The 24382-nt window shown below is 55.4% G+C and carries 20 protein-coding genes; 11 read left to right on the forward strand and 9 right to left on the reverse strand.

The genetic code is table 11. The features are described from left to right. The 5 genes from iscB to DW133_RS06140 form a co-directional block, all read right to left on the reverse strand. The coding region (gene iscB, locus DW133_RS06115; protein ID WP_118275881.1) for an RNA-guided endonuclease IscB at positions 1-444 on the reverse strand (444 nt) is incomplete at its 3' end. A gap of 258 nt (positions 445-702) precedes the next feature. Further along, complete coding sequence (locus DW133_RS06125) at positions 703-1245, reverse strand: hypothetical protein (RefSeq protein ID WP_118275771.1); 543 nt, start codon at positions 1243-1245, stop codon at positions 703-705. 94 nt (positions 1246-1339) lie between these two features. Further along, a complete protein-coding gene (locus DW133_RS06130) occupies positions 1340-2278 on the reverse strand; it encodes a LysR substrate-binding domain-containing protein (RefSeq protein ID WP_118275772.1) in 939 nt (312 codons plus the stop codon). A 48-nt stretch (positions 2279-2326) separates the two neighbouring features. After that, positions 2327-4429: an ATP-dependent DNA helicase RecG gene (recG, locus tag DW133_RS06135; RefSeq protein WP_118275773.1), complete on the reverse strand. Its 2103-nt coding sequence runs from the start codon at positions 4427-4429 to the stop codon at positions 2327-2329. A 61-nt stretch (positions 4430-4490) separates the two neighbouring features. Continuing rightward, a complete protein-coding gene (locus DW133_RS06140) occupies positions 4491-4865 on the reverse strand; it encodes a RidA family protein (RefSeq protein ID WP_118275774.1) in 375 nt (124 codons plus the stop codon). An 812-nt stretch (positions 4866-5677) separates the two neighbouring features. On the opposite strand from DW133_RS06140, the gene DW133_RS06150 reads away from it, so the two are divergent. The 10 genes from DW133_RS06150 (at position 5678) to purF (ending at position 18495) form a co-directional block, all read left to right on the forward strand. After that, positions 5678-7663, forward strand: a complete 1986-nt coding sequence (locus DW133_RS06150; protein WP_118275776.1) for a fumarate reductase flavoprotein subunit — start codon at positions 5678-5680, stop codon at positions 7661-7663. A 19-nt stretch (positions 7664-7682) separates the two neighbouring features. Then, entirely contained in the window at positions 7683-8489 is an 807-nt protein-coding gene (locus DW133_RS06155) for a fumarate reductase iron-sulfur subunit (RefSeq protein WP_118275777.1), read from the forward strand. Positions 8490-9542: 1053 nt separating this feature from the next. Beyond that, entirely contained in the window at positions 9543-10943 is a 1401-nt protein-coding gene (locus DW133_RS06160) for an aspartate ammonia-lyase (protein ID WP_118275778.1), read from the forward strand. A gap of 153 nt (positions 10944-11096) precedes the next feature. Beyond that, positions 11097-12422 carry an anaerobic C4-dicarboxylate transporter gene (locus tag DW133_RS06165; protein ID WP_199588835.1) on the forward strand — a complete coding sequence of 442 codons (1326 nt, stop codon included), beginning with the start codon at positions 11097-11099 and terminating at the stop codon, positions 12420-12422. 300 nt (positions 12423-12722) lie between these two features. Then, a complete protein-coding gene (locus tag DW133_RS06170) occupies positions 12723-13379 on the forward strand; it encodes a site-2 protease family protein (RefSeq protein ID WP_118275780.1) in 657 nt (218 codons plus the stop codon). Between the two features lie 23 nt (positions 13380-13402). Continuing rightward, a complete protein-coding gene (locus DW133_RS06175; RefSeq protein WP_118275781.1) occupies positions 13403-13960 on the forward strand; it encodes a bifunctional 2-polyprenyl-6-hydroxyphenol methylase/3-demethylubiquinol 3-O-methyltransferase UbiG in 558 nt (185 codons plus the stop codon). Between the two features lie 78 nt (positions 13961-14038). After that, entirely contained in the window at positions 14039-15424 is a 1386-nt protein-coding gene (locus tag DW133_RS06180) for a folylpolyglutamate synthase/dihydrofolate synthase family protein (protein ID WP_199588823.1), read from the forward strand. A 127-nt stretch (positions 15425-15551) separates the two neighbouring features. Continuing rightward, entirely contained in the window at positions 15552-16361 is an 810-nt protein-coding gene (locus DW133_RS06185) for an SPOR domain-containing protein (RefSeq protein WP_147408884.1), read from the forward strand. A 14-nt stretch (positions 16362-16375) separates the two neighbouring features. Continuing rightward, on the forward strand, positions 16376-16873 hold the full coding sequence (locus DW133_RS06190) for a CvpA family protein (protein ID WP_118275784.1): 498 nt from the start codon (positions 16376-16378) through the stop codon (positions 16871-16873). A 125-nt stretch (positions 16874-16998) separates the two neighbouring features. After that, positions 16999-18495 carry an amidophosphoribosyltransferase gene (gene purF, locus DW133_RS06195; RefSeq protein ID WP_118275785.1) on the forward strand — a complete coding sequence of 499 codons (1497 nt, stop codon included), beginning with the start codon at positions 16999-17001 and terminating at the stop codon, positions 18493-18495. Between the two features lie 90 nt (positions 18496-18585). Here purF and DW133_RS06200 read toward each other — a convergent pair whose 3' ends face one another. The 4 genes from DW133_RS06200 to DW133_RS10040 form a co-directional block, all read right to left on the reverse strand. Further along, positions 18586-19269: an FMN-dependent NADH-azoreductase gene (locus tag DW133_RS06200; protein ID WP_118275786.1), complete on the reverse strand. Its 684-nt coding sequence runs from the start codon at positions 19267-19269 to the stop codon at positions 18586-18588. Positions 19270-19590: 321 nt separating this feature from the next. After that, complete coding sequence (locus tag DW133_RS06205) at positions 19591-20802, reverse strand: type II toxin-antitoxin system HipA family toxin (RefSeq protein ID WP_118275787.1); 1212 nt, start codon at positions 20800-20802, stop codon at positions 19591-19593. Between the two features lie 189 nt (positions 20803-20991). After that, the gene (locus tag DW133_RS06210; protein ID WP_118275788.1) at positions 20992-22638 is read right to left on the reverse strand and encodes a formate--tetrahydrofolate ligase; all 1647 of its coding nucleotides are present in this window, start codon (positions 22636-22638) and stop codon (positions 20992-20994) included. 480 nt (positions 22639-23118) lie between these two features. Further along, positions 23119-23265, reverse strand: a complete 147-nt coding sequence (locus DW133_RS10040; protein WP_158571136.1) for a hypothetical protein — start codon at positions 23263-23265, stop codon at positions 23119-23121. 349 nt (positions 23266-23614) lie between these two features. Here DW133_RS10040 and DW133_RS06215 point away from each other — a divergent pair, with 349 nt between their 5' ends. Continuing rightward, complete coding sequence (locus DW133_RS06215; protein WP_118275789.1) at positions 23615-24367, forward strand: electron transfer flavoprotein subunit beta/FixA family protein; 753 nt, start codon at positions 23615-23617, stop codon at positions 24365-24367. Positions 24368-24382: the final 15 nt, after the last annotated feature.

The following is a 24382-nucleotide window of genomic DNA, read 5'->3' on the forward strand; positions in this document are numbered from 1 at the left end:
CACCGGCAAGACCCGCATGACCGCTTCTACGCGCGACATGTGCGCCGCAATGCGGTTTTCCACCGAAGGAGCAAGCCAGCCTTTGCGCTTGCTTGCCACCCGGTTGTTGAAACGAGGCGCACGGTAGCGCGTCTTGCGGCTGCGGCGAGAGCGGCGCAAAGCAAGACGGGCGGACAAAAGATCCGTGATGTCTTGACGCAGTTCGACTTGCGAAGCATAGAGTTCGGCCTTTTCGGTTGTGGCCGAAAGACCAATGTGCTTGTAGCCGGAATCCACGCCAAGCGTTACAGGCTGTTTTGCTTCGCCCGTTGCGATCGTAAGTTGAATCGTAAAAGGCGTGCGCCTTTTGACGCTTGCTTTTTTTTCTTTGAGAAGCAGCCTTGCTTTTGCCGGTGAGCACGGCATCAGAGGCTGTCCTCGTTTGTTTAAAACAAATACTCGCAAGATTTGTCTCCTCGGTCTTTCGACCGGTTGAAATCCTTCGCCAATGTTGGAAGAGGTTTACCTGTTCGCGGCACCGCTCCTACCTCTCAGAGCTTTTAACCGCGAACCGCAGAGCGCGGGACTAGGATTGACATCCCGCGGTGCCTATGCATTCCCAACCAACGTAGCCCGCCTTTGGGGCGGCCTGAGGCTAGTCAACCAAGGCTTTTATCAAGCCTCGCTCTTTAGAGCGGGGTAGTTGACGAAGTATTTGCCGAGTTACTTGTTCGAAGACTGCCCCTGAGCGGGGACTTCTTGCTGAAGAATCGGTGCATCGGCAGGCAGTGGATCGATTCCGGTGACGTGCAGCATCAAAACGAGCGTAAGCGCAACAGCAGTGTATGCAACCCAGCCGAAGGCGCCGATCATGATCGCGCGTCCCATGAATTTTTTCGTGTAAACCGGCACGTTGTCTCTGACGTACTGGATCTGCTTGATCCCAAGTGAGAAGGTCCAGCTCACCCAAAAGCCGATAAAGAGCGCAATCATCAGATAGCGACCGAAGAATGTGTCGCGGATGAAAGGTTCAGAGAACGTGTAAACGGCAAAAGTGATGAAGGTCCACTTCACCCAACCCATGTTGCGGGCGGCGAGTTCGTCATCTCCGAGTTCACGCCAGTTGAGTCCCTGAAGAAATGCGCCGAACATCGGTGTGAAAAGAAGCGTGAAGAGAACGCTCATCAGGGGACTGAAGAGCGCTGGCACGCGATTGACTTCGTTTGCCGCAGGGCCGTTTTTCTGTTTCTTGTCGGTTTTGGTCATTGAGGTCGAAAAGGCCGTCGGCTGGAACGGCCTTGATGGTCGGAAAAAAGCTTCGGACGAAATGATACGCGAGTCGGTTCTCGGCTCAAAGCACTCAGGCCGCAACGGCAGGCAGCGATGTGAGGATGCGCGTTCCGTGCAGTTTCAAGGCACTGACGGCCTTTGTAACGGCCTCGATCGCAGCAAGACGCGGGAAAGACTTGCGCCAGACCAGAACGACGCGGCGGCGCGGTACATTGGGCTTTTCAAACTCGAGGATCTTGATCATCGGATTGGATTCGTAATAAGGAACGGCACTAGCCGGAAGCACAGTAAGGCCCAGGCCCTGACTCACCATGTAGACGATTGTCTGCAGGCTGGTCCCCTCGACGGCGCGTTTGGAGAATCCGTCCGAGCGAGCAATGTCCGAGCAAAAGTCGAGAATCTGGTCGCGGAAGCAGTGGCCGCTTCCGAGCAGCAGCATCGGCTCTTCTTTGAGCTGTTCTCTCACAATGCTCTCGTTGCGGCTGATGGGATGATCGGCAGGAACGGCCGCCACGAAATCTTCGTCGTAGAGAGGCTGCATCATGAGGCCGGGCTGAGAGATCGGCAAAGCCATGATGGCGCAGTCGATCTGACCGTTTTTGAGCTGATCGAGAAGCGCGGATGTGTAGTTTTCCGACAGGATCAGCGGCATCATCGGGACGATCGAGTGTACGCTGCCCACCAGTTGCGGCACCAAATAGGGAGCGATGGTGTAGATGACGCCCAGACGCAGAGAACCGGTCAGGGGGTCGCGGCCCTGTGCGGCGCATTCGCGCAACTTGTCGCAGCGAGCGAGGATCTGTTCGGCTTCTTCGACGATGGCCGCGCCCGTGGGGGTGAGCGTCACATCGTTGCTGCGGCGCTCGAAGATCTTGACTTGCAGTTCATCTTCGAGTTTTTTTACGGCAACCGACAGGGAAGGCTGCGAGACGTGGCAATACTCGGCCGCGCGACCGAAATGACGTTCGCGGGCTACGGCCAGAATGTAGCGAAGTTCGTTGAGTGTCATCGAAATTTTCCTTTGCAGTCCGATTGCGTTGGTTGAGCCTTTTCGATGTCAGGCTTGAAGAAAGTTTCCGGAGCCGGCAAACCAGCGACGGGCATGTTGCAGGGCAGACTTCGGATCCGTGGTAAGCCATGTTTGAGCGGCCTGTCGGGCCGCATCCAGCAGTTCGACGTCGGTGTCGAGATCTGCAAATCGCAACAGCGGTGCTCCCGACTGCTTGGCGCCCATGAATTCACCGGGACCGCGCAGGCGCAGGTCTTGCCGTGCGATTTCAAAGCCGTCCGTACTCGAGCGAATGACGGAAAGGCGCTCTTTGCCGACTTCCGAGAGATTAGGAGCATAAAGAAGCAGGCAGAAGCTTTTCTTGCTTCCGCGGCCGACGCGACCGCGCAACTGATGTAATTGCGAGAGGCCGAAGCGCTCGGCGTGCTCAATGATCATTACCGAAGCGTTGGGAACGTCAACGCCCACTTCAATGACGGTTGTCGCGACCAGAATGTCAACTTCACCTGAGCTAAAGGCGTTCATGATGCTTTGTTTCTCTTCGGCTGACATCGCACCGTGCACGAGCGCCACGCGGCAACCCGGCAATTCCTGCTGCAGGGCGTCACGGCGAAGCGTTGCCGCAGTTAGGTCTGATTTTTCGCTGTCTTCGATCAAAGGACAGACCCAGTAGACCTGAGAGCCCGAGGAAACTGCACGCTGAACCGCTGATGTAACCTCGGCCGTTCGATCCATACTGATGAGCGTAGTCACAATCGGCGTTCTGCCCGGCGGCAATTCATCAATGACGGAAACATCGATGTCGGCAAGGTAGCTCATCGCGAGCGTACGCGGAATGGGCGTAGCCGAAAGCATAAGCAGATGCGGTAGCGTCCCTTCCTGAACAGCGTTTCGAAGTTTGAGTCGTTGTTCGACGCCGAAACGGTGTTGCTCGTCAACGATCGCGAGTCCCAGTTTGTGGAATTTGACGGCGTCCTGAATGAGCGCGTGGGTGCCGATTACGACTTGCGATTGGCCGGAAGCGACCATGTCTTGACGCAGTACCTTTTCTTTGGTGCGCAACGAACCGGTAAGGAGCACGACTTTCACGCCGAGCGGCTCGAGCAGGGGCTTGAGTTTAAGGTAGTGCTGCTCGGCAAGAATTTCGGTGGGAGCCATGAGTGCCGCTTGGTAGCCGCTGTCAACCGCCTGAAGAGCGGACAAGGCCGCGACAATCGTTTTTCCGCAGCCGACGTCACCCTGAACCAAACGGTTCATAGGAGCGTTTTGCGCAAGGTCGGTGTAAATCTCCACAAGGACGCGCTTTTGCGCTCCCGTTAGAGAAAAGGGAAGACTTGCGGTGAGCTTCTCGCGCAGATTGCCGTGGGTGCCCAAGAGACGAGGCGCTTGCAGTTCGCTTTTGACCTCTCGTGCGTAGCGAAGTGTGAGCTGTTGAGCCAGAAGCTCGTCGAACTTCAGACGGCGCCATTCGGGGGTTCGTCTTTCGCTGTAAGCCTCATAGTCAGCGCCCGGAGACGGGTGGTGCAAACTTTTGAGTGCGTCGCGAAGCGTAGGCAGCGAAAGGGATTGTGTGAAGCTCGCGGGGACGATGTCGGTGAGATCAACGTCAAGCATGGCCCGGTCAATGCGTTTTCTCAACCAAGTCTGGGTGATATGTTCGCCGGCAGGATAGACGGGGGTGAGCGTCGACGGAAGCTCGGACGTGTCCGTAATCGGATCTTTGATTTTTGGGTGCAGCATCTGAAGGCCGCCGCCAAATTGAACGGGCTGCTGCTGCACTTGGCCGGACAGTCTCAATAATGTTCCGCTCTTAAAGCGCTCGCGCATTTTCGGATAGAAATGCAGGAAACGGATCTCGATGTTTGCCGTGCCATCCGAAACGGAGGCGATAAGTTGCATGAATCGGCCGCCCTGTGTGCGGCTTGAGATGACGGTCCCCTGAATCTGAGCCCAGTCGCCCGCTTTGAGGTCGCAAATCCGCGTGATGCGGGTTTCGTCCTCGTAGCGCAGCGGCAGGTGAAGGACAAAGTCCCAATCGTTGATCAACCCCATGCGAGCGACACGTTCGGCAACGGAAACCGTCTCTGCTTTTTTCTTCGCAGGCTTCTCGTTGGTGTTTGATTTTATTGAGGATTTCGATGTCTGCGGCATGGTTTTCAACGAAAAGGGGCGAATTTATTTGCCTTCAAATTCTTTGTTTTCGATTATCTGATCAAATGACGGCAATGGCTTCGACTTCCACAAGCGCCCCCTTGGGCAGTGCCGCGACCTGCATGCAGCTGCGAGCAGGGTAGGGAGTGGGAACGTGAGCGGCCATGACTTCGTTGACCTGAGAGAAATCATTAATGTCGGTGAGAAAGATCGTGAACTTGACGACATCGGTCATTTTGGCGCCCGCTTGAGCCAAAACTGCCTCAAGGTTGTCGAACGCGCGGTTTGCTTGAGCGACGACGCCTTCGACCATCGTACCGGTGGCGGGATCCAGACCGATCTGCCCGGAGCAGTATACGGTGTTGCCGGCCTTGATGGCCTGGCTGTAGGGACCGACGGCAGCGGGAGCCTTGGGAGTCGAGATAACGGTGTTCATGGCAGTCTCCAGTCAGAATTGAGTCAACGGACGAAACGGTGTCCGACCGCATCATCCTAGCAAACTTCAGAGGACGATAGATTCTTTCAATCGACAAGGCGGCGGTATTCGTTCCCCATTGAATGTCGAAAAGCAATTGGAGATTTAGCCTGTTTTTGGTGGAAAATACCCACTAATAGGTAGATTGTTAGCGTTTTACTACAGAAAACGGATGACATTTGATTAAATGCAAACTTTTTGAAAATTGCAAAGATTTGATTAAGCTATTGTTTTTGAAAGAAAAACCAATGCCTATAGGATAACTATCCTAGGGTTTTTCCCGATAGTTCGGAGGGGGTAGAAAAACTAGACTGCGCTCCGAACGAGGCTGTCTGGCAAAGTCGCGCGCGTATGCGGAAGGCTATTACCGTTGGTATCCCTGTAAAATCCACTGGGAGATAAACCGATTCAGACTGTCCTCAAACGGTTGGATGCGGCGGCATTGTCGGCCTTCTGGGCGGACACGAATCTCACGATGCCGAGGCATGCAAGGTTGTCGTAGCTACTACCGGCAACCTGACGACTTCGATCGAAATCAAGTCGGATGTGTAAAAGCGTTCGGCTTGTTTTGGGTTTTATCAGTGAGATTCTTTTTTGCGCTGGCGATGTGAATTCCTGCGGGTTTACCATATCGGGCGCCTGCCGGAGCGGAAAAACGCCGCATTGGCAGAATCTGAGGAAGATGTAAGTTAATTGACCCTGCTGTTGAGGGCACAGCGAGAGTTGTGCTCTTGTTCAAGCGGATCCTCTTAACGGATCAAGGAGACCTTGAAATGAAGATTGTTTACACCGACGTACTGGTGATCGGTGGCGGTCTGGCTGGTCTGCGTATGGCAGTTGCTGCCAAGCGCCGCGGTCACGACTCCATCGTTTTGTCGCTGGTGCCTCCGAAGCGTTCGCACTCGAAGGCGGCGCAGGGCGGCATGCAGGCATCCCTGGCTAACGTCATTAAGGGTGTTGGCGACAACGAAGACGTCCACTTCGCCGATACCGTTCGCGGTTCGGACTGGGGTGCTGACCAGGACGTGGTTCGCATGTTCGTGAACACCTCGCCGAAGGCTGTGCGTGAACTGGCTGCTTGGGGCGTGCCCTGGAGCCGTATCACCCCGGGCGATCGCCAGGTGATTATCAATGGTGAAAAGGTCACCATTACCGAACGTAAGGAAGCTGCCGGCCTGATCGGCCAGCGTGACTTCGGTGGTACCAAGAAGTGGCGTACCTGCTTCGTGTCTGACGGCACGGGCCACGCCATGCTGAACGCTGTTTCCGACCGTGTTATCGCCGAAAAGGTGCCGGTCATTGAACGTGTTGAGGCTCTTTCTCTGATTCATGACGGCAAGCGTTGCTACGGTGCTGTGGTTCGTGATCTGATCACGGGCGAACTTTACGCATACGTTGCCAAGGCTACGGCTATCGCCACGGGCGGCGCCGGCAAGCTCTTCCGCGTGACGACCAACGCTCAGATCTGCGAAGGTACCGGTCACGCACTGGCTCTGGAAAGCGGTGTTGCCGGCCTCGGCAATATGGAAGCCGTCCAGTTCCACCCGACCGGCATCTTCCCGGCCGGCATTCTGGTCACGGAAGGCTGCCGCGGTGACGGCGGTCTGTTGCGCGACGTCGACGGCCATCGATTCATGCCCGACGTTGAACCCGAAAAGAAGGAACTTGCTTCCCGCGACGTGGTTTCCCGCCGTATGGAAGAACGCATTGCTCAAGGCAAGGGCGTCAAGGGCCGCTTCGGTGAACACATCTGGCTCGACATCACGTTGCTTGGCGAACATCACATCAAGCACAACCTGCGTGAAGTGTATGAAATCTGCCACTACTTCCTCGGCGTTGACCCGACGAAGGAATGGATCCCGGTCCGTCCGGCTCAGCACTACACCATGGGCGGTGTCCGCACCAACTACACGGGCGAATCCCGTCAGTTGAAGGGTCTGTTCGCTGCTGGTGAAGCTTCCTGCTGGGATATGCACGGCTTCAACCGACTCGGTGGTAACTCCGTTGCCGAAACCGTGGTTGCCGGCATGATCGTCGGTGAATTCATCGCCGACTTCTGCGACAAGCCCGAAAACGGCATTGACATCCCGACTTCCGTGATCTACGACTCCATCGCGAAGGTTCAGAACGAACTCGACGGCTTCATCAAGAACGCCGGTACGGAAGACATGGTTGCCATCCGCACCCGCATGCAGGACCTGATGACCAGCAAGATCGGTATCTTCCGTCGCGGCGAAGACATGGAAAGCGCTGTTGCCGAACTCGAAGACCTCCTCAAGAAGACCTACAAAGTCTCCGTCAAGGACAAGGCCGGCAACAACCCCGAACTCGTTTACGCTTATCGCACCCGCAAGATGCTCAAGGTCGCTCTGGCTATCGCCTGCGGCGCTGCTGCTCGTAAGGAAAGCCGTGGTGCTCACTTCCGTGAAGACTACCCGGTTCGTAACGACGCTGAATGGCTGTGCCGTACGATCGCAACGTGGAAGAACGAAAACGATACGCTGCCGACGCTTTCCTACGAAAAACTCGACGTCAGCAAGATGGAACTGCCGCCGGGCTGGCGTGGTTACGGTGCTAAGAATTACATCGATAACCCCGAAACCCCGAAGCGTCAGGCCGAAGTCGACGCCATCCGCGCCAAGATGGAAGCCGAAGGTGCCGACCGCTATGCTATTCAGGATGCGATCATGCCGTTCCACGACCTGCTGCCGAAGCGCCTGCAGGGTAAGAACGAACGCATCGATGAACCCCTCGCTTAATTACTAGGAGCTGACTTAAATGAGTACTCAAGTGAAGAAGCAGCACCGCATGCTCAAGATCAGCATCCTGCGCTACAACCCGGCTGATCCTGCAAGCGTGCCGCACATGCAGACGTTTGAATGCGAAGAAGCTGATTCCATGACGCTGTTCATTCTTCTGAATGAACTCCGCGATCACCAGGATCCGACTCTTCAGTTCGACTTCGTGTGCCGTGCTGGTATCTGCGGCAGCTGCGCGATGCTGATTAACGGTAAGCCCGGTTTGGCTTGCCGTACGCTGACCCGCGACCTCCCGACCGAATTCACGCTCGCTCCGTTGCCCGCGTTTGAATTGATCGGTGACTTGTCTGTTAACACCGGCAAGTGGATGCGCAACATGTCCGAACGCATGGAAACGTGGGTTCACATGAAGTCTGAAGAAGTTGACCTTCGCAAGAAGGAAGAGCCGATGGATCCCCAGCTCGCTGAAGACATCTATCTGCTCGACCGCTGCGTGGAATGCGGTTGCTGTATCGCCGGTTGCGGTACGGTTCGCCTGCGCCCGGACTTCGCTGGCGGCGTTGCCATCAACAAGATCGCTCGCTTCCGCCTCGATCCGCGCGACACCCGTAACGACGGCGACTTCTACGACGTTATCGGTGACGATTCCGGTGTGTTTGGCTGCATGTCGTTGCTCGCCTGCCACGACTTCTGCCCGAAGGATCTGCCCTTGAAGACCCAGATCGCGTTCATCCGTCGCAAGATGGCCGAGCAGGGTATCAAGAACTACGACAAGGTTCTTCCCACGCCGAAGACTGGTAAGAAGATCCCGATTAAGGCTGCTTAATCCTCTTCTTTACCCGAACTTCGATTGACTTCCTTCGGGATGAGATCGGAGACAACAAGTTCCGCTTCTCGATTTTTTCGGGGGGCGGAATTTTTTTTTCGTCTGAGATTTTGAGGCAGGTGCGAATCACGGGCAAGCCGGATGAGCGACGTTGGATCTACTAAAAAAGAACAGTCCCGAGTTGTCGAAACCGACAGCACCGGTTAGGAACACTGGCTTGCTAACCTGAACCGAAATGACCATGGAAGGAGTCAATCCTGAGACATTGTCTCGAGGTGGATTCAGGAATGTTTCGGAGTTAAACCGTCCGAACGACAGATCGGGGAAGATCAGTTGCGAACGACGAAAGCCTACACTTGATGGTTCAACTGAATATGTAGTGTGGTACCAAAAAAGGGGTAACCCGCTCTTGGTGACGATGCTTGTGATCAAAAGATGACACGAATATGTCGAAATGTTCTTTGAAAACAGTAGATTAGTTGGCGTTAAAGGAGGGCAGCCCCGGCGGCCGGAAGATGCAGAAAGTGCTTTTAGCGTGTGCCGGAATTGAGCAGAAAACACAACAGATGGTGGTTTTGACACCAAAAGGCGTATAAAAAAGAGGGAAGAGGAAGATGTTTGTTACCCCTATCGGAGTAATAAGAAAGACGATATGCGCCTTTTTTGACGCAAGTCAGAGTACCAAAATCACCTTTACACATTTGACAAAAGGTGAGGCCTCGATTGGGGCAAATAGCGAAAAATGCCCCAAAATCAAGCGCTTTGCAAAGCTAGAAGCTATCTAAGTGAAATGTTGTAGAGACGAACACGTGCAGGAGGGTGTTCGAAAACCGAAAAAAGCGTGTTCCCATTTCGAAACTAAGGCGTATTATCTACCTCACAGAAAATTGGTGCGCATCCAGTGGTGCGCTCCTCGGATCTGTTTCGAAGCTTCGCTGTTCAGACCACGTGTACGAAAGGACATGGAACAGAGAAGGTTGAAAAATTTCGCGACCGATCAAACTCACGACAGATCGGTCGGGAACAACTCGATAAATTGAGGAGCAAATTTAAATGTCTCGCTTTGAAAGTGACTTCCTTGGTCAGCTCGAAATTTCCGATGATTGCTACTATGGCGTTCAGACGCTCCGTGGCAAGGAAAACTTCCATATCACGGAAATGTCGAACAACATGGAACCGTTCTTCCTGATCGCTTATGCATATGTGAAGAAGGCTGCCGCTTTGACCAACAAGGAACTCGGCACGATCCCGGCTGATGTCGCTGACGCCCTCGTCTGGGCCTGCGATGAATTGATCGCTGGCAAGTATCAGGATCAGTTTGTGACCGACTGGCTGCAGGGTGGTGCTGGCACTTCGACGAACATGAACGTCAACGAAGTGATTTGCAACCTGGCATGTGAAAAGCTCGGCACGGTTAAGGGCGACTCCAAGCGCGTTTCCCCGAACGATCATGCCAACTTCGGTCAGTCCACGAACGACACGTACCCGACGGCTCTTCACCTGATGTTCCTCCTGCGTAGCAACGTGCTGCTCAAGGCTGTTGAAGATCTGGTCAATGCCTTCTTCAAGAAGTCTGAAGAATTCAAGGGCGTGCTCAAGATGGGCCGTACCCACCTGCAGGATGCTGTTCCGATGACGCTCGGCCAGGAATTCCATGGCTGGGGCTTCACGATTCAGGACGAACTCAAGGTCATCCGCGAAGCTCAGGAACACCTCAAGACGATCAACCTCGGTGCTACCGCTATCGGTACCTGCGTGACGGCGCACCCGGATTACCCGGCTAAGGCTTCCGCCAAGCTGGCTGAACTCACCGGCATCGACTTCAAGAACAGCGAAGACCTGATCGCCTGCACGAGCGACTGCGGTTCCTACGTGGCTCTGTCGAGCGCCATGAAGAGCCTCGCTGTCAAGCTCACCAAGGTTTGCAACGACATCCGTCTGCTTGCCTCCGGTCCGCGTTGCGGTCTCGCCGAACTGAACCTGCCGCAGCTGCAGCCGGGTTCCTCCATCATGCCGGGTAAGGTTAACCCCGTTATCCCCGAAGTGACGAACCAGGCCAGCTTCCTGGCTATCGGTCTCGACACCACGGTGATGCTCGCCGCTTCTGCCGGCCAGCTCGAACTCAACGTGATGGAACCCGTGATCACGTTCGCTCTGTTCATGCAGATGCGCGTGCTCACCAATGCCTGCAACGCGCTGCGCACGAAGTGCATCGACGGTATCACCGCCAATGCCGAACGTACCGCTCAGATGGTTATGAACTCCTGCGGTATCGTCACCCTCTTGAAGCCGCACCTCGGCTACAAGGTTTGCTCTGAAATGGCACACGAGTGCTATCACACGGGCAAGTCTCTGCACCAGGTTGTTGTGGAAGAACGCAAGCTTCTCACTCAGGAAGAATGGGACGCCACGTTCAATCTGCAGAACCTGATTGCACCGAAGTTCGTTCAGTAATCTGATCTGAACTACGGAAATCCTTGAGGCGGTCTCCGGAATCCGCCTCAAGAGATCTGAAACTGCAGAGCGGCCGTGACCTTCGTTGCGAGCTGCTCTGTGGCATAAATAAAACAAAGTTGTTAACAACCCTTTGGAGATGTCATGGATATCATGCTTATTCTTCAGATAATCGTACTTCTCGGTGCGATTTTCATCGGTGTTCGCCTCGGCGGCATCGGTATCGGCTACGCCGGCGGTGCCGGTGTGCTGGTTTTGGGTCTGTGCCTCGGCATGAAGCCGGGTAACATTCCCTGGGACGTGATCTTGATCATCACCTCCGTGATCGCTGCTATTTCCGCAATGCAGCTCGCCGGCGGTCTTGATTACCTCGTCCAGATTGCTGAACGCATCCTTCGTTCCAATCCTAAGTACATCAACTATCTGGCTCCTGTTGTGACCTATGTGCTGACGATCTTCGCCGGTACTGGTCACACCGCCTTCTCGATGATCCCGGTTATCGTTGAAGTTGCTAAGGAACAGAAGATTCGTCCTGTTTGCCCGCTGTCTATCGCTGTGGTTTCTTCCCAGATCGCCATTACGGCTTCTCCGGTGTCGGCTGCTGTGATTTACATGACCGGCGTTCTGGAACCCTTCGGCTGGTCTTATCCCGCCCTGCTGGGTATCTGGATTGTGACGACCTTCATCGGCTGCATGCTCACCGCTTTCGTGATGACCATGATTCAGAACCTCGACCTCGACAGCGACCCCGTTTACAAGGATCGTCTGGCTAAGGGTCTCGTGAAGGCTCCTGAAGGCGCTCGTACGTACAACCTCAAGCCCGGTGCCAAGCTCTCCGTCGGTATCTTCCTGATCGGCGTTCTTTGCGTGGTTCTCTATGCTTCCGCCATTTCGCCGGCTGTTGGCATCATCAAGAATGTGGTCGTCGGTCGTGACGCTGCCATCATGAGCTTGATGCTCCTGGTCGGTTGCGGTATCACCATGGCTTGCAAGATTGACGTTGGTAACGTTGCTTCCACGTCTGTGTTCAAGTCCGGTATGGTGGCTATCGTCTGCGTGCTCGGCGTTGCTTGGCTCGGTGACACGTTCGTGTCCGGTCACTCCGCTGAAATCAAGGAATTCTCCGCTGCAACCGTTGCCCAGTATCCGGCTCTGCTTGCTGTGGTGTACTTCTTTGCTGCTATGCTCCTGTACTCGCAGGCTGCTACCGCTAAGGCCATCACGCCTGCTGTCGTTGCTGCTCTCGGCATTTCCGCCAGCAACCCGGGCGACTCCTACATGCTGGTTGCTTCCTTCGCAGCTGTGTCCGCTCTGTTCGTTCTGCCGACCTACCCGACGCTTCTGGGCGCCGTGCAGATGGACGACACGGGTACGACCCGCATCGGCAAGTGGGTGTTCAACCACGCCTTCTTCCTGCCTGGCGTGCTCGCCATTGTGTTCTCCGTGGCACTCGGCTTTGCTGCCTGCGCACTGTTCTAATTGCGAGTCAATGAAGCGCTTTGTCTAAAGCAGGCGCTTCCGACAAACAAATAGGCAAATCAAGGATCCCTGTCAGAAATGGCGGGGATCTTTGTTTTTCTTGTAACAACTGTTTTAGAAACGAGGCACAAAAGTGTTTCGGAATTTTGGGGTCGACCTGGGAAAAAGTTTCGAAAATCAATGGACTAGGGCAGGAGAGGGAACTTAAGGGCAGCCGGCTACTGCGCATTGACAATTGGTCACCGCGGATCGGTCTTTGTTATCGTTTTTCCTATTTAGCGTGGTAGCATCAAAGCCATTATGCTAGACACTGTCTCCACCATTGCTCTGTGGGCCATTCCCGCAATTTTGGCCATTACGTTGCACGAAGCAGCGCACGGTTACGTCGCTAAGCTTTGCGGCGACCGTACGGCCTGGGTGCTCGGCCGCGTCACGATGAACCCGATTCGGCACATTGATCCGGTCGGGACACTTTTGGTGCCCGGCGTTTTGTTGCTGGGAAGCTTGATCAGCGGGGGCTCAAGTTTGTTATTCGGGTGGGCAAAGCCCGTACCGGTCAACTTCAGACTGCTGCGCAATCCCAAGACGGACATGATTTGGGTTGCTTTGGCCGGTCCCGGTTGTAACCTCATTCAGGCGCTGCTTTGGGCGCTGGCACTCAAACTGTTCATCGGCATGATGCCGACGCAGGCCGCCGCTCAACTTTTGTTCGATTTCTGCTATGCAGGCATCTCTGTGAACCTGATGCTCATGGCGTTCAATCTGTTGCCGATTCTTCCGTTGGACGGAGGACGCATCGTTTCGGGGCTGTTACCGCTTAAAACCGCGATTTCTTATCAGAGAACCGAGCCCTGGGGCATGGGCATTCTGCTGATTTTGATCGTGACGGGGCTCGTTGGGTATTTTGTGCGGCCCTTCATGATGTTCGGCAGCTGGCTTGTGAACGCGATTTTCTGACGTTGACAAAGAGGATTTGAACGATGGCTGCAGACCTGACGACTAAAGCTGATTTGCCAAGCGCCTGGCTCATTCGCTTCTCACCGTATCTGAAGGCCGGCACGCGTGTTCTTGAAATTGCAAGTGGAAACGGACGCAATACGCGTTTTCTAGCGGGACTCGGCTGTAAGGTGACGGCGGTGGACATCAATCACGCACCGGAACCGGTTGAAGGCGTTCAATACATCCGCAAGGATTTGGAAAAAGAGGACTGGATATTTGAGCCTGAGTCGTTTGACGCCGTGATCGGCATCAACTACCTCTGGAGGGCGCGTTTCGCGGCCTTGTGCGACTGTGTCAAGCCCGGAGGCTTTTTCCTGTATGAGACATTTACGAGGCATCAGACGATGCTCAATTTCGGGCCCAAGAACCCTCAGCATTTTCTAGAAGACCGAGAGCTGCTGTCCATGGTTCCTCATGAGTGGCATATATTGGCCTACGAAGACGGCCGCACGGACAACGATCGCTATCTGCAGCGCATCGCCGCCGTGAAGCCGCGGCATAATGAGATTGAGCGTTTGGACGTATGCGCCAGACGCTGAAAAAAGAATTCGAAGCAGACACCCACGGGCGGCGGGTGTGATAAGCGCCGCCAAGAAAAAGGCATGGAGTACATCTCAATGGCCAATACAACAACTCTTACTGCTCCCGGGCAGCAGGCCGGTCTGAACGAGTGGCTTGACTACATCGGCAAAATCCATGAAAAGCCCATGGATCTCGGCCTTGAGCGCATGAAGGACATGATTGCGCGCATGGGCATCGAATTTATTTGCCCGGTGTTCACGGTCGCAGGCACCAATGGCAAGGGTAGCACCTGTGCATTGTTGGAGTCCGTCCTGCGTTACGCGGGGTATCGCGTGGGTATGCATACGTCGCCGCATCTGTTGCGCTTCAACGAGCGTTGCGTGATTGCCGGAAACGAGGTGGACGACGAAACGCTCATCGAGGCGTTTAAGGAAGTCGACAAGGCCCGCGGGGAGACGCCGCTTACCTATTTTGAATTTACGGGTTTGGCTATTTTGCGCATTTTCCAGAAAGCGCATCTCGACGCCGTGATTCTTGAAATCGGTCTGGGCGGACGCCTTGACGCAATGAACGCGATTGACACCGACTGCGCCATTCTGTGCAGCATCGGTATCGATCATTCGGCCTATCTGGGCGACACGCGCGAGAAGATCGGCTGGGAAAAGGCTCACATCTTCCGCCATGGCAAGCCGGCTATCTGCACGGATCCGAATCCGCCCGAATCCGTGACGGAATACGCCCACGAACTTCTGGCTCCGATCTACGTCTGGGGCAAGGATTTCCTTACGTATCGTCACCACGGTTTGTGGGATTTCGAAATGGACCAGCGATCCATGGCAACGATTCACACGACAGAATGGCGCAATCTGCCCAAGCCCGCCATTTCGGGCGTTGCACAGTTGCAAAATGCCGCGGGCGCTCTTGCTGCGCTTGCCGTTATGCAGGATTTCCTGCCGGTGACCCGTTCGGCCGTGGTCGAAGGTCTTGAAAACGTCGTCATTGCCGCTCGCTTTGACAAGGTCAAGGACTGCGACGAATACGGCGCAAGTGTCACGATTGACGTCGGGCACAATCCCCAGGCTGCCGAAGTGCTTGCCGAAAACCTTGCGCGCAGCACATCGCCCAACGACAAGGTCTGGGCTGTTTTCGGCATGTTTGCCGACAAGGACATGGTCTCGGTTGCCAAAATCATGAACCGACACATCGACCGTTGGTTCGTGACGGGCCTTCCGAAGCCGCGCGGTGCAGAAGCGGTTGAGCTGATGGATGCGATGCAGGAAGGCGGTGTTGACATGGGCAAGGTGGTGACCTGCAGTTCGGTCGACGATGCCATTCGCAAAGCTTTGAAGGAAAGTCTCACCGAGGGGCCCGAGACTGTTAAAATTGTCGGATTCGGCTCTTTCGTGACGGTCGCCGGAATCATTGAGTCTCTCAAGCACGACCTTCGCGAGGAACAGCTCGCCGCAGCCCAGGTTAAGTAACCGACTTTAAGCGGCAGCAATAAAAGAGGGCCCGTACCGGAAGAACCGGTTCGCGGGTCCTTTTTTTGATGCACAATTTCGTTTGTGGTTTCCTTTATCGCCTGATATCTTCGCCGGTTTCGTTTGCATGATCGACAAGTTTCAAAAACTGTTTGGCCCTAATCCTCCTCGCGGAGGAGCCGTGCGCGCGAGTTCGCCTCTGGAGGATCTGGATCTCGGAGCCGAAGACGAAAAGCATCGCAAACAGATTGCCCGCGTCAAGAACAAGCGCCGCCTGATCGGACTGCTCGCCATTGTGGCGGCGGTGGCGGTTGTGGCGCCCGCTTTGTTCGAGCCCAACGAGATGTACTCTCAGCGCGGGGCAAAACTCGAAATCCCGTCGCTGCAGGACAACACTGCCGCCAAGGTTGTGCCGCTTAATCGCAAGGAAAAGCCCGCGCAGTCTCTGCCTCCCGATGTCACCACGACCGAGCCTTCGGCCGCACGCAGTCTCAAGAGCGATAATCCGGTGAAGGCCGGCGCCAAGTCCATCACAACGCCGGAACAAAAGTCGGCCGAAGCGGCTGACGCTGCCAAGTCTGCCGAAAAGCCGGCCGAGTCGCCCAAGGCGGCGACAAAGCCTGAAAAGGGCAAAGGTCAAGTGACCAAGGCGGAGCAAGCGCCCAAGTCTGCCTCCGGACCGCTGCGTGCGGTCACCAACGGGCGCTATTTCATTCAGGTGGTAGCCACCAGCAAGAAGGAGTCGGCTGAAAAGGTGGCCGCCGATCTGCGAAAATTAGGCTTGCCGACCTACACGGAAATCGTTCGTCGCCGCGGCAGCGATCTCTGGCGCGTGCGAGTCGGCCGCTTCGCGACGGAAGACGACGCCAAGCGCGCCTTGGATATTTTGGCTCTCAACGCAATCAGCAACGGCGGTGTGCATACGGAAAGCAAATAGGCTAGAGCAGAACAATGAATGAAATTGATTGGGTCATTTTGGCCGTTTTGTTTTTCTCGACGATTCTGGGGGTCTCCCGAGGCGTTGTGCGTGAGATTCTCGCCATCGTCGGTTGGGTGCTCGGCATCTTCCTGTCGTTGCGCTTTGCGCCGGAGCTTGCCGAACTCATCCCGCTGCCGTCCGTGTCGATTCTGATTCGCACGGCTTTTGCCGCCGTGGGCATCGTGGTGGTGACGCTCTTTACGATCGGCATTGCAGGAAAGCTTTTCTCCAAGCTTTTGGCCGCTGCCTCGATCAGTTTTGAGGATCGTGCGATCGGAGCCGTGTTTGGTCTGATGCGCGGAATTGTGATTGTTTGCGCCGTGGTTTTCGTCATGGGATTGACGAGCGCCGTGAAGACCGGGTATTGGCGCAACTCGGTCCTGATTGTGCCCGCCGAGCGGGTGATCGACTTCTCGCTGCCGTACTTGCCGGCAACGATAGCGGACATGCGCGCCAAGAAAAGTTTTTAACGATAACGCCGGTCTACCGTTTGTCGGGACCGGCGTTAAATTTTTTGAAATTTTTGAAGCGAATCAGAGGCCTGTCAGGTACAATTCGCGCTCTTTTTTAATGTTGCCTTGAGGATTAAAGGGAAATGTGCGGCATTGTCGGCATGATCAGCCAGAAACCGGTCAACCAGCGTATTTACGATGCATTGCTGCTGTTGCAGCACCGCGGTCAGGACGCTGCCGGTATCGGAACTCTTGACGGGCTGACCTTTCACATGCACAAAGCCATGGGGCTTGTGCGAGATGTGTTCAGGACTCGCAATATGCGTGACTTGACGGGATGTGCCGGCATCGGCCACGTTCGCTATCCTACGCAGGGGTGCGCGAGCTCCAATGAAGAAAGCCAGCCGTTCTACGTGAACGCCCCGTACGGTATTCTCTTTGCTCACAACGGTAACCTCACCAACGCGCAGGAAGTCGCAGCAGAGCTCTACAACCAGGACCGTCGCCACATCAATACTTCGAGCGACTCGGAAGTGCTGCTCAATGTACTGGCCGACGAACTCATGAAGATTGTTCCGCCTTCGGGCTACTTCACCGCCGAAGTGGCTTTCGAGGCCGTCAAAGGCGTGCACAAGCGCGTCAAGGGCGCCTACGCGGTGGTTGCTCTGATTGCCGGCAAGGGTCTTCTCGCTTTCCGCGATCCCAATGGCATCCGTCCGCTTTGCTTCGGCACGCAAAAGCAGGCCGACGGTACGACCGACTATCTCGTAAGCTCCGAATCCGTCACGATGGTGGGTCTGGAATACGACTTCGTTCGAGATCTTGCTCCGGGTGAAGCTATCTTCATCTCGAAGGACCGCGAATTCTTTAGCTGCCAGTGCGCTGAAAATCCGCAGCTCAATCCCTGCGCCTTTGAATACGTCTACTTTGCTCGTCCCGACAGCTACATCGACGGCATCAGCGTCTACGGCGCCCGTCTGCGTTTGGGCGAATACCTTGCCAATGAAGTGGCAGAACACCTCAATTTGCGCGACATTGACGTCGTGATGCCGATTCCCGACTCAAGCCGTCCGTGCGCGCAGCAACTTGCCGAAAAGCTCAAGCTCACCTACCGCGAAGGCTTTATCAAGAACCGCTACGTCGGCCGCACCTTCATCATGCCCGGTCAGGAAATGCGCAAAAAGAGCGTGCGTCAGAAGCTCAACGCGATGCCCGTGGAATTTGCCGACAAAAACATTCTTCTGGTCGATGATTCGATCGTACGCGGCACGACCATGCGTGAAATCGTGCGCATGGCCCGTGAGTCCGGCGCCAAGAAGGTCTATGTGGCATCGTCCGCTCCGCGCGTGATGTACCCCAACGTATATGGCATCGACATGCCGACGCGTTCGGAGCTCATTTGCGGCCACGGTGCTACGGCCGAAGAGGTGGCTCGTCAGATCGGCGCCGACGCCGTGATCTTCCAGACGGTCGAAGGTCTCAAGGGTGCTTTGAAGGACCTCAATCCGAATATCACCCGCTTTGACTGCTCTTGTTTCGACGGCGAATATGTGACGGGCGACATTGATGCGACCTACCTCGATAACCTCGAAGCCAGCCGCTCCAAACCTGTCAAGCCCGCCAAGGACGACGAAGAATAAGCTGAAAAAAAGTAGGCCGGCGAACCTCGAAGGGGGCGTCGGCCGAATCAAAGCTGTGGCGCAGAATCTTTAAACAGATCTGCGCTTTTTTTAGGCGCGGTGCAGATCACGCCAGCGAACTTTGATGCGATCGGCGATTTCAGCCAGACGGCGCTCGCACAAAATCCAGTTGCGCTCGAGCGTTTCGTCGGACTCTTCGCAGACGCCTTCCATGGAGGCTTTTTCAAACTTGTGCACGCCGAGTTCTGTAAAGACCGCAATCACGGCCTTGTCTGCGTGATTGAGCGTCTCGCGGGAACCGCCGGTCTGGAAGCCGGAGCTGCCGGAACTTTGCAGTAAGACGACGAGCTTGTTATGCAGAAGACCGTAGACTCGTTTGGCGTTGCGGCCTTCACCGAAGGTATAGGTTTTGCCCTCGCGGACAATGTTGTCGATCCAGGCCTTCAAAGGGGCGGGGATGCCGAAGTTGTATACCGGGCAGGAAATCACGAGAACGTCGGAAGCAAGGACTTCACTGACGAGTTCCTCGCTTTCCTTGAGGCGCTCGATTTGATCGGGCGTGCGGCGTGCGGCGGGAGTTCTGGCGGCTTGCAGGAACGACTGATCAATCATTCCGGGCGGCTTGGCGGCTACGTCGCGCTCAACGATTTTGACGCCGCGTCCTCGGACGGTCTCGCGCAGGATGCGAGCCATCTTTCGCGTATACGACCCCTGGTTTTCCTTGCGGATCTCAGAAGCGAACGCGCTCGAGTGAATGAAGAGGATTTGCGGCATTGAAACGATCCTTTCTTGTTTCTGAAAATGTATGACAAATGGGCATACAGCGTAACAGACAAAGGCAAAAAGAGCTGTGGAGTAGGTCGAAAATCCTGAAAAGAATTATTCTCACATAGGCAAAACTGCCCAATTTGACTAGGGAAAAATACGGAGTTCTGCTTCGGAAGATGCATTTTTGGCCTGGTTGGGTCAATTTTGAAAGAAGATTGGCCTGCTGAGGTTTCCGTGGCTTCTGCAAGAACGACCATTTTCATGGTTTAGCTATTAGATTGCTATCGAAACATTTAAAAATTTCAAAATTTCTCTTAATTTGATTGTTTATACGAAAACAGAGTCAAACGAAAAGGCCGGTTGCATCTGGGCAATTTCTTTCTCGGCAATGCCGGCTTCGCGTGCTTCCGTCTTCCACTGAGAGACGACTTGAGCTGTTTCGCGAGCGATTCGTTCGGCTCTGTCCGAAGGGATACCCCAGTCGGAGACACATTCCAAAAGAGCGCTCGGAGCGATGTCGCGGCACCTGCGCCCGTACGTGAGCGTCAGATGGGTTTTGGAGAGCGAAGGATTGAGGTCGAAGGCAGGAGCGAGTTCCCAGCCGTTGGGCGTTAACAGGAACCCGAGGTTGCGCAAATGGTCGTCGCCGTCGTGAATGAAGCATTTGAAAACCGTGCGGCGCCACAGTTCTTCTTTTTGCGCCTCCGCGTCGTGACAGATGGACTCAATGAGTGCGACGAGATCGCGGTAGCTTCGGGCTTCGCGATTGTCTGCGGCCCCCAAGAGTGCTCGTACCGAGAGATAGTGGAGGCGGCCTCCGTCGTCGGTTCGGTCAAAGCGCTTGGAGACAAAGATGCGGCCGAGGGGATCGTTGATGTCGATGAGCTGAAATTCCGGCAGACGGATTCCGGCTTTTTGTGCCAGACGGGCCGTTACATATTCCCAGGCGCCTTTGTCGCGATCGTCGTTGATGCTGGGGAACTTGGCCAAACAGAGTCGCCCGTTTTCGTCGGCAAAACCTGCTTTGGGGCGAGAGCCGCCCAGAGCTGACGCATTTTCCGCAAAGCGTTCCAGGGAAGCGGCAGACAGAATGTCTCCCGATTCAATACGGCGAGCGGTTTGGCAGAGTTCGGCCAGATCCGAAGCTTTGGGGTGAGCAAAGCGGCGTTCTCCGAGAAAATGCAGGGAATTGCCGACGTCGGCAAAGCGAAGCGCCCCCATGCGGTCGCTGTCACAGACGAGTCCGAGCAATAGGGCGTCGTCGACGGGGGCAGGACGGACTTCGTCCTTGCGAGCTCGCGCTTTCAGAAGTTCATTGGCAACCTTGCGTCCCCAGAGATCGGGAAGAGAATCGGTGAGAAGTGCGGTTAGCCGCTGCGGGTTATCTTTTTCGAGATTCGGATTCCAAGACGAAAAGACGTCTGTGAGTGCTTGACGCAACTCAAAGGTGAGTGAACCGTGGCAAAGGCAAACGCAGCCGAGATCAGCCGGTGTGTGATGAGCGTCTTCAAGCCGGACGCAAAGAGTATTAAACGACATCTTCTTCTTTTTCTTTCACTTTTTCTTACCGTGTTTTATCGCCGCAGACAGTAGCCGTGTTTTTTGACGCACAGATGTCGTTTTTGTGACAAAACAAAAACGGCAGACGCCCGCGAAAGGAATCTGCCGTTGAGGTTCTCTTGAGAACCGAAGAGAGAGTCTACGGTTCCCGAAGATGCGGAGGTTTGATTAGGCCAGCCCCGTGATCTTTCCGTCCTTGACATCAATGTTCATGGCGGCGGGAGCCTTGGGCAGGCCCGGCATACGCATGATGGCGCCGGTGGTGACGACGGCGAATCCGGCGCCGGCGTTGAGGATCACGCGCTGTACCGGAAGGTCAAAGCCCTTGGGAGCACCGAGAGCTTTCGGATCGGCCGTAAGCGAGAAGGGGGTCTTGGCGATGCACACCGGCAGATTTCCAAAGCCCATGTCCGTGAGCGTCTTGAGATCCTTCTTGGCGGCTTCGGAGAAGGACACGGAACCGGCGCCATAGACGCGCTTGGCGATTTTTTCGACCTTGACGGCGATCGGGTCTTCGTCTTCCACAGTGAAGTGCAGTTCGCCCTTGGAGGCGGCAGCGGCTTCGAGAACTTCCTTGGCAACGCTTTCGGCACCTTCACCGCCCTTGGCAAAGCCGTCGCTGATGGCAAAGCGAACGCCGAGTTCTTCGCAGCGGGCGCGCAAAACGGCGATTTCGTCTTCCGGATCGTTGTAGAAGTGGTTCATGCTCACAACGATTTCGGGACCGAAGGCCTTGAGGTTCGCGACGTGTGCGTCAAGGTTGCACAGACCGGCCTTCAGTGCTTCCATGTTGGGCTTGCCGATTTCGGGCAAAGCCACGCCGCCGTGCCACTTGAGAGCCTTGAGGCTGGTGACGAGAACGACGGCGGCAGGCCGCAGGCCCGCGTGGCGGCACTTGATGTCGTAGAACTTTTCAGCGCCGAGATCGGAACCGAAGCCTGCTTCCGTGATCGCGTATTCGCCGAGCTTCATGGCCGCGAGCGTGGCAACCACGGAGTTGCAGCCGTGAGCGATGTTGGCAAAGGGGCCGCCGTGCACGAGAGCGGGCGTGCCCTCGAGAGTCTGCACGAGGTTGGGTTTCATAGCGTCGAGCAGAAGAGCCATCACGGAGCCCGTGGCTCCGAGTTCGGCGCAGGTAAAAGCGGAACCGTCGCGCTTGATGCCCAAAACCAGGCGATCAATGCGGGCACGCAGATCGTCGAGGTCGGTAGCAAGGCACAACACGGCCATCAGTTCGCTGGCGGCGGTGATGTCAAAGCCTGCTTCCGAGGGAGTGCCGTTGGCGCTGCCGCCAAGGCCGGTCACGATGTTGCGCAGCTGACGGTCGTTGACGTCGAGCACGCGGCGCCATGTGACTTCCTTGAGGTCGATCTGACGCTGATGGCGAGCATTGTCGATCAGAGCGGAGATAAGGTTGTTGGCGGCCGTGATGGCGTGGAAGTCGCCCGTGAAGTGCAGGTTCACGGATTCCATCGGCAGAACTTGAGAGTAACCGCCGCCCGCAGCGCCGCCCTTCATGCCGAAGACCGGGCCGAGAGAGGGTTCGCGAAGCGCAAGCACTGCCTTCTTGCCGAGGCGGTTGAGAGCCTGAGCAAGAGCAATCGAAGTCGTGGTCTTGCCGGAACCGGCGGGCATGCCGGAGGTGGCGGTGACGAGGATCAGCTTGGCGTCGGCCTTGCGCTCCGGGTTGAGCGTGAGCTTGGCCTTGTCCCAGCCGTACGGTTCAAACTCGTTGTCTTCAAGGCCCCATTCATGGGCAAGGTCGTCGATACGCTTCAGTTTGGCGCTCTGAGCAATTTCAATGTCGGAAAGCATCGGAATGTGACTCCTAAAGGTTAAATAACAGAAAAGGTTAAAAAGGATGATCGGTGTGTTTGCGCTTGCAGGGGAGGCGAAATCGGGACGCACACAACCCCTTCGGCTCACGGCGAGCCGTTGAGTAGAAAGAAAAGCGGGAGCTCAAGCCGGGACGGGCGAGCTCAACCTGTAACAGAGCGGCAAACAAGAATTCGAGACGACGAACAAAGACAGGGCACGCAACAAACAGTGTGCAACCTATTATGAGTGCACCGAAATATGCCACAAATGGATGTAACTTGCGAGTGGAAAGGCGCCGTCAAAAGACGTACGCAAAAAGAAGGATGGAAAAGAAACCGGGCTCAAGAGGCGGCCAGAGAGCAGGCGCGGTAAACGATGCGCTAAGGGAAGCAAAGGAGACGAGCTGCAGGAGGGCTTCCTGCTGCGCCCGGGCCGCCAAAGCCATACCTGAATTAATTATGACTCAGATGAGATTGATCAAATCAGGCAGTTGATGGTGCCGTCGCAGGCTTCGCCCACGCCCCAGCCGATGATGCGGAAGACGATGAAGATGGCCGCCCAAATGGCGATCCAAAGAAGAATTTGCTTCAGATGCGGCATTCTCGGTGTAGTGTTGTTCGTCATAGCTCTCGATCCCATGTGTAAGCAAAAAGGGGCAAACGCCCAAATTAAACTAATTTTCTCAGTTACATTCTCTCACATATGAAATAAAAAATCGCGTGATTTCAAGGCTTTATGTCTGATTTTTGGTACGTTTTCTGCTGAATCGGTATTCACCTTTCAATTTCAATTTTTGGAGCGTTTTCTTTGAGAAAGAGCTTTTGGACAGGTGCGTAAACTCGTATTTTTGATGGCGTCCAAAACGGTTCGGCCCTCTTTATAATTGCCGCCGTCTTTACATAGTGCAGCTTAAGAACGTCCGAGAACTGTTCTCAACTAACGCTTTCTCGGACGGCAAATTGGAGTTCTTGTTATGCGAATTCTTGTTGCGGTTAAGCGAGTCGTGGACTACAACGTCAAAGTGCACGTCTTGCCCGACCACTCGGATGTCGATACGGCCAACGTCAAGATGTCCATGAATCCTTTTGACGAAATTGCCGTCGAACAAGCCGTCCGCCTGAAGGAAGCCGGCAAGGCCGACGAAGTCGTGGTCGTTTCGATCGGCCCCGATAAGACGGTCGATACGCTTCGAGTGGCTATGGCGATGGGCGCCGACCGCGCGATTCACATCAAGCACGATGACACTAAGGTTGAACCTCTGGCTGTTGCCAAGCTTCTGGCAGCCGTCGTCAAGCGCGAAGAACCGGGTCTGGTGCTCCTTGGCAAGCAGGCCATCGACAATGATGCGGGGCAAGTGCCGCAGATGCTCTCCGCGCTTCTTGATTGGCCCGTTGCGATCAACGTGAGCGGTCTTGAAGTTGACGGCAGCAAGATCGTCTGCGTGCGCGAGACCGATACAGGTCTGATGAAGGTCGAAGGTGAGCTGCCCGCGGTGGTTTCCGCCGACCTGCGTTTGGCCGAACCGCGTTACGTGACTCTGCCCAATATGATGAAGGCCAAGAAGAAGCCCGTGGTTGCAATTGAAGCTGCCGAAGTGGCCGACATCGGCCAGCGTTCGCTCGAACTCCAGGAAGTGATCGAGCCGCCGGCCCGCAGCGGCGGCGTCAAGTTAAACAGCGTCGACGAACTGATCAATGTTTTGAAGAACACGGCCAAGGTGCTCTGATAGTAGGAATAACAG

The organism is Sutterella sp. AM11-39, assembly GCF_003472385.1.
GTDB lineage: Bacteria > Pseudomonadota > Gammaproteobacteria > Burkholderiales > Burkholderiaceae_F > Duodenibacillus > Duodenibacillus intestinigallinarum.

Bases quoted from the DNA above. Each gene is read 5' to 3' on its own strand.
- DW133_RS06125 (WP_118275771.1), bottom strand. From the start codon at position 1,245: ATGACCAAAACCGACAAGAAACAGAAAAACGGCCCTGCGGCAAACGAA.
- DW133_RS06130 (WP_118275772.1), bottom strand. From the start codon at position 2,278: ATGACACTCAACGAACTTCGCTACATTCTGGCCGTAGCCCGCGAACGT.
- recG (WP_118275773.1), bottom strand. From the start codon at position 4,429: ATGCCGCAGACATCGAAATCCTCAATAAAATCAAACACCAACGAGAAG.
- DW133_RS06140 (WP_118275774.1), bottom strand. From the start codon at position 4,865: ATGAACACCGTTATCTCGACTCCCAAGGCTCCCGCTGCCGTCGGTCCC.
- DW133_RS06150 (WP_118275776.1), top strand. From the start codon at position 5,678: ATGAAGATTGTTTACACCGACGTACTGGTGATCGGTGGCGGTCTGGCT.
- DW133_RS06155 (WP_118275777.1), top strand. From the start codon at position 7,683: ATGAGTACTCAAGTGAAGAAGCAGCACCGCATGCTCAAGATCAGCATC.
- DW133_RS06160 (WP_118275778.1), top strand. From the start codon at position 9,543: ATGTCTCGCTTTGAAAGTGACTTCCTTGGTCAGCTCGAAATTTCCGAT.
- DW133_RS06165 (WP_199588835.1), top strand. From the start codon at position 11,097: ATGCTTATTCTTCAGATAATCGTACTTCTCGGTGCGATTTTCATCGGT.
- DW133_RS06170 (WP_118275780.1), top strand. From the start codon at position 12,723: ATGCTAGACACTGTCTCCACCATTGCTCTGTGGGCCATTCCCGCAATT.
- DW133_RS06175 (WP_118275781.1), top strand. From the start codon at position 13,403: ATGGCTGCAGACCTGACGACTAAAGCTGATTTGCCAAGCGCCTGGCTC.
- DW133_RS06180 (WP_199588823.1), top strand. From the start codon at position 14,039: ATGGCCAATACAACAACTCTTACTGCTCCCGGGCAGCAGGCCGGTCTG.
- DW133_RS06185 (WP_147408884.1), top strand. From the start codon at position 15,552: ATGATCGACAAGTTTCAAAAACTGTTTGGCCCTAATCCTCCTCGCGGA.
- DW133_RS06190 (WP_118275784.1), top strand. From the start codon at position 16,376: ATGAATGAAATTGATTGGGTCATTTTGGCCGTTTTGTTTTTCTCGACG.
- purF (WP_118275785.1), top strand. From the start codon at position 16,999: ATGTGCGGCATTGTCGGCATGATCAGCCAGAAACCGGTCAACCAGCGT.
- DW133_RS06200 (WP_118275786.1), bottom strand. From the start codon at position 19,269: ATGCCGCAAATCCTCTTCATTCACTCGAGCGCGTTCGCTTCTGAGATC.
- DW133_RS06205 (WP_118275787.1), bottom strand. From the start codon at position 20,802: ATGTCGTTTAATACTCTTTGCGTCCGGCTTGAAGACGCTCATCACACA.
- DW133_RS06210 (WP_118275788.1), bottom strand. From the start codon at position 22,638: ATGCTTTCCGACATTGAAATTGCTCAGAGCGCCAAACTGAAGCGTATC.
- DW133_RS10040 (WP_158571136.1), bottom strand. From the start codon at position 23,265: ATGACGAACAACACTACACCGAGAATGCCGCATCTGAAGCAAATTCTT.
- DW133_RS06215 (WP_118275789.1), top strand. From the start codon at position 23,615: ATGCGAATTCTTGTTGCGGTTAAGCGAGTCGTGGACTACAACGTCAAA.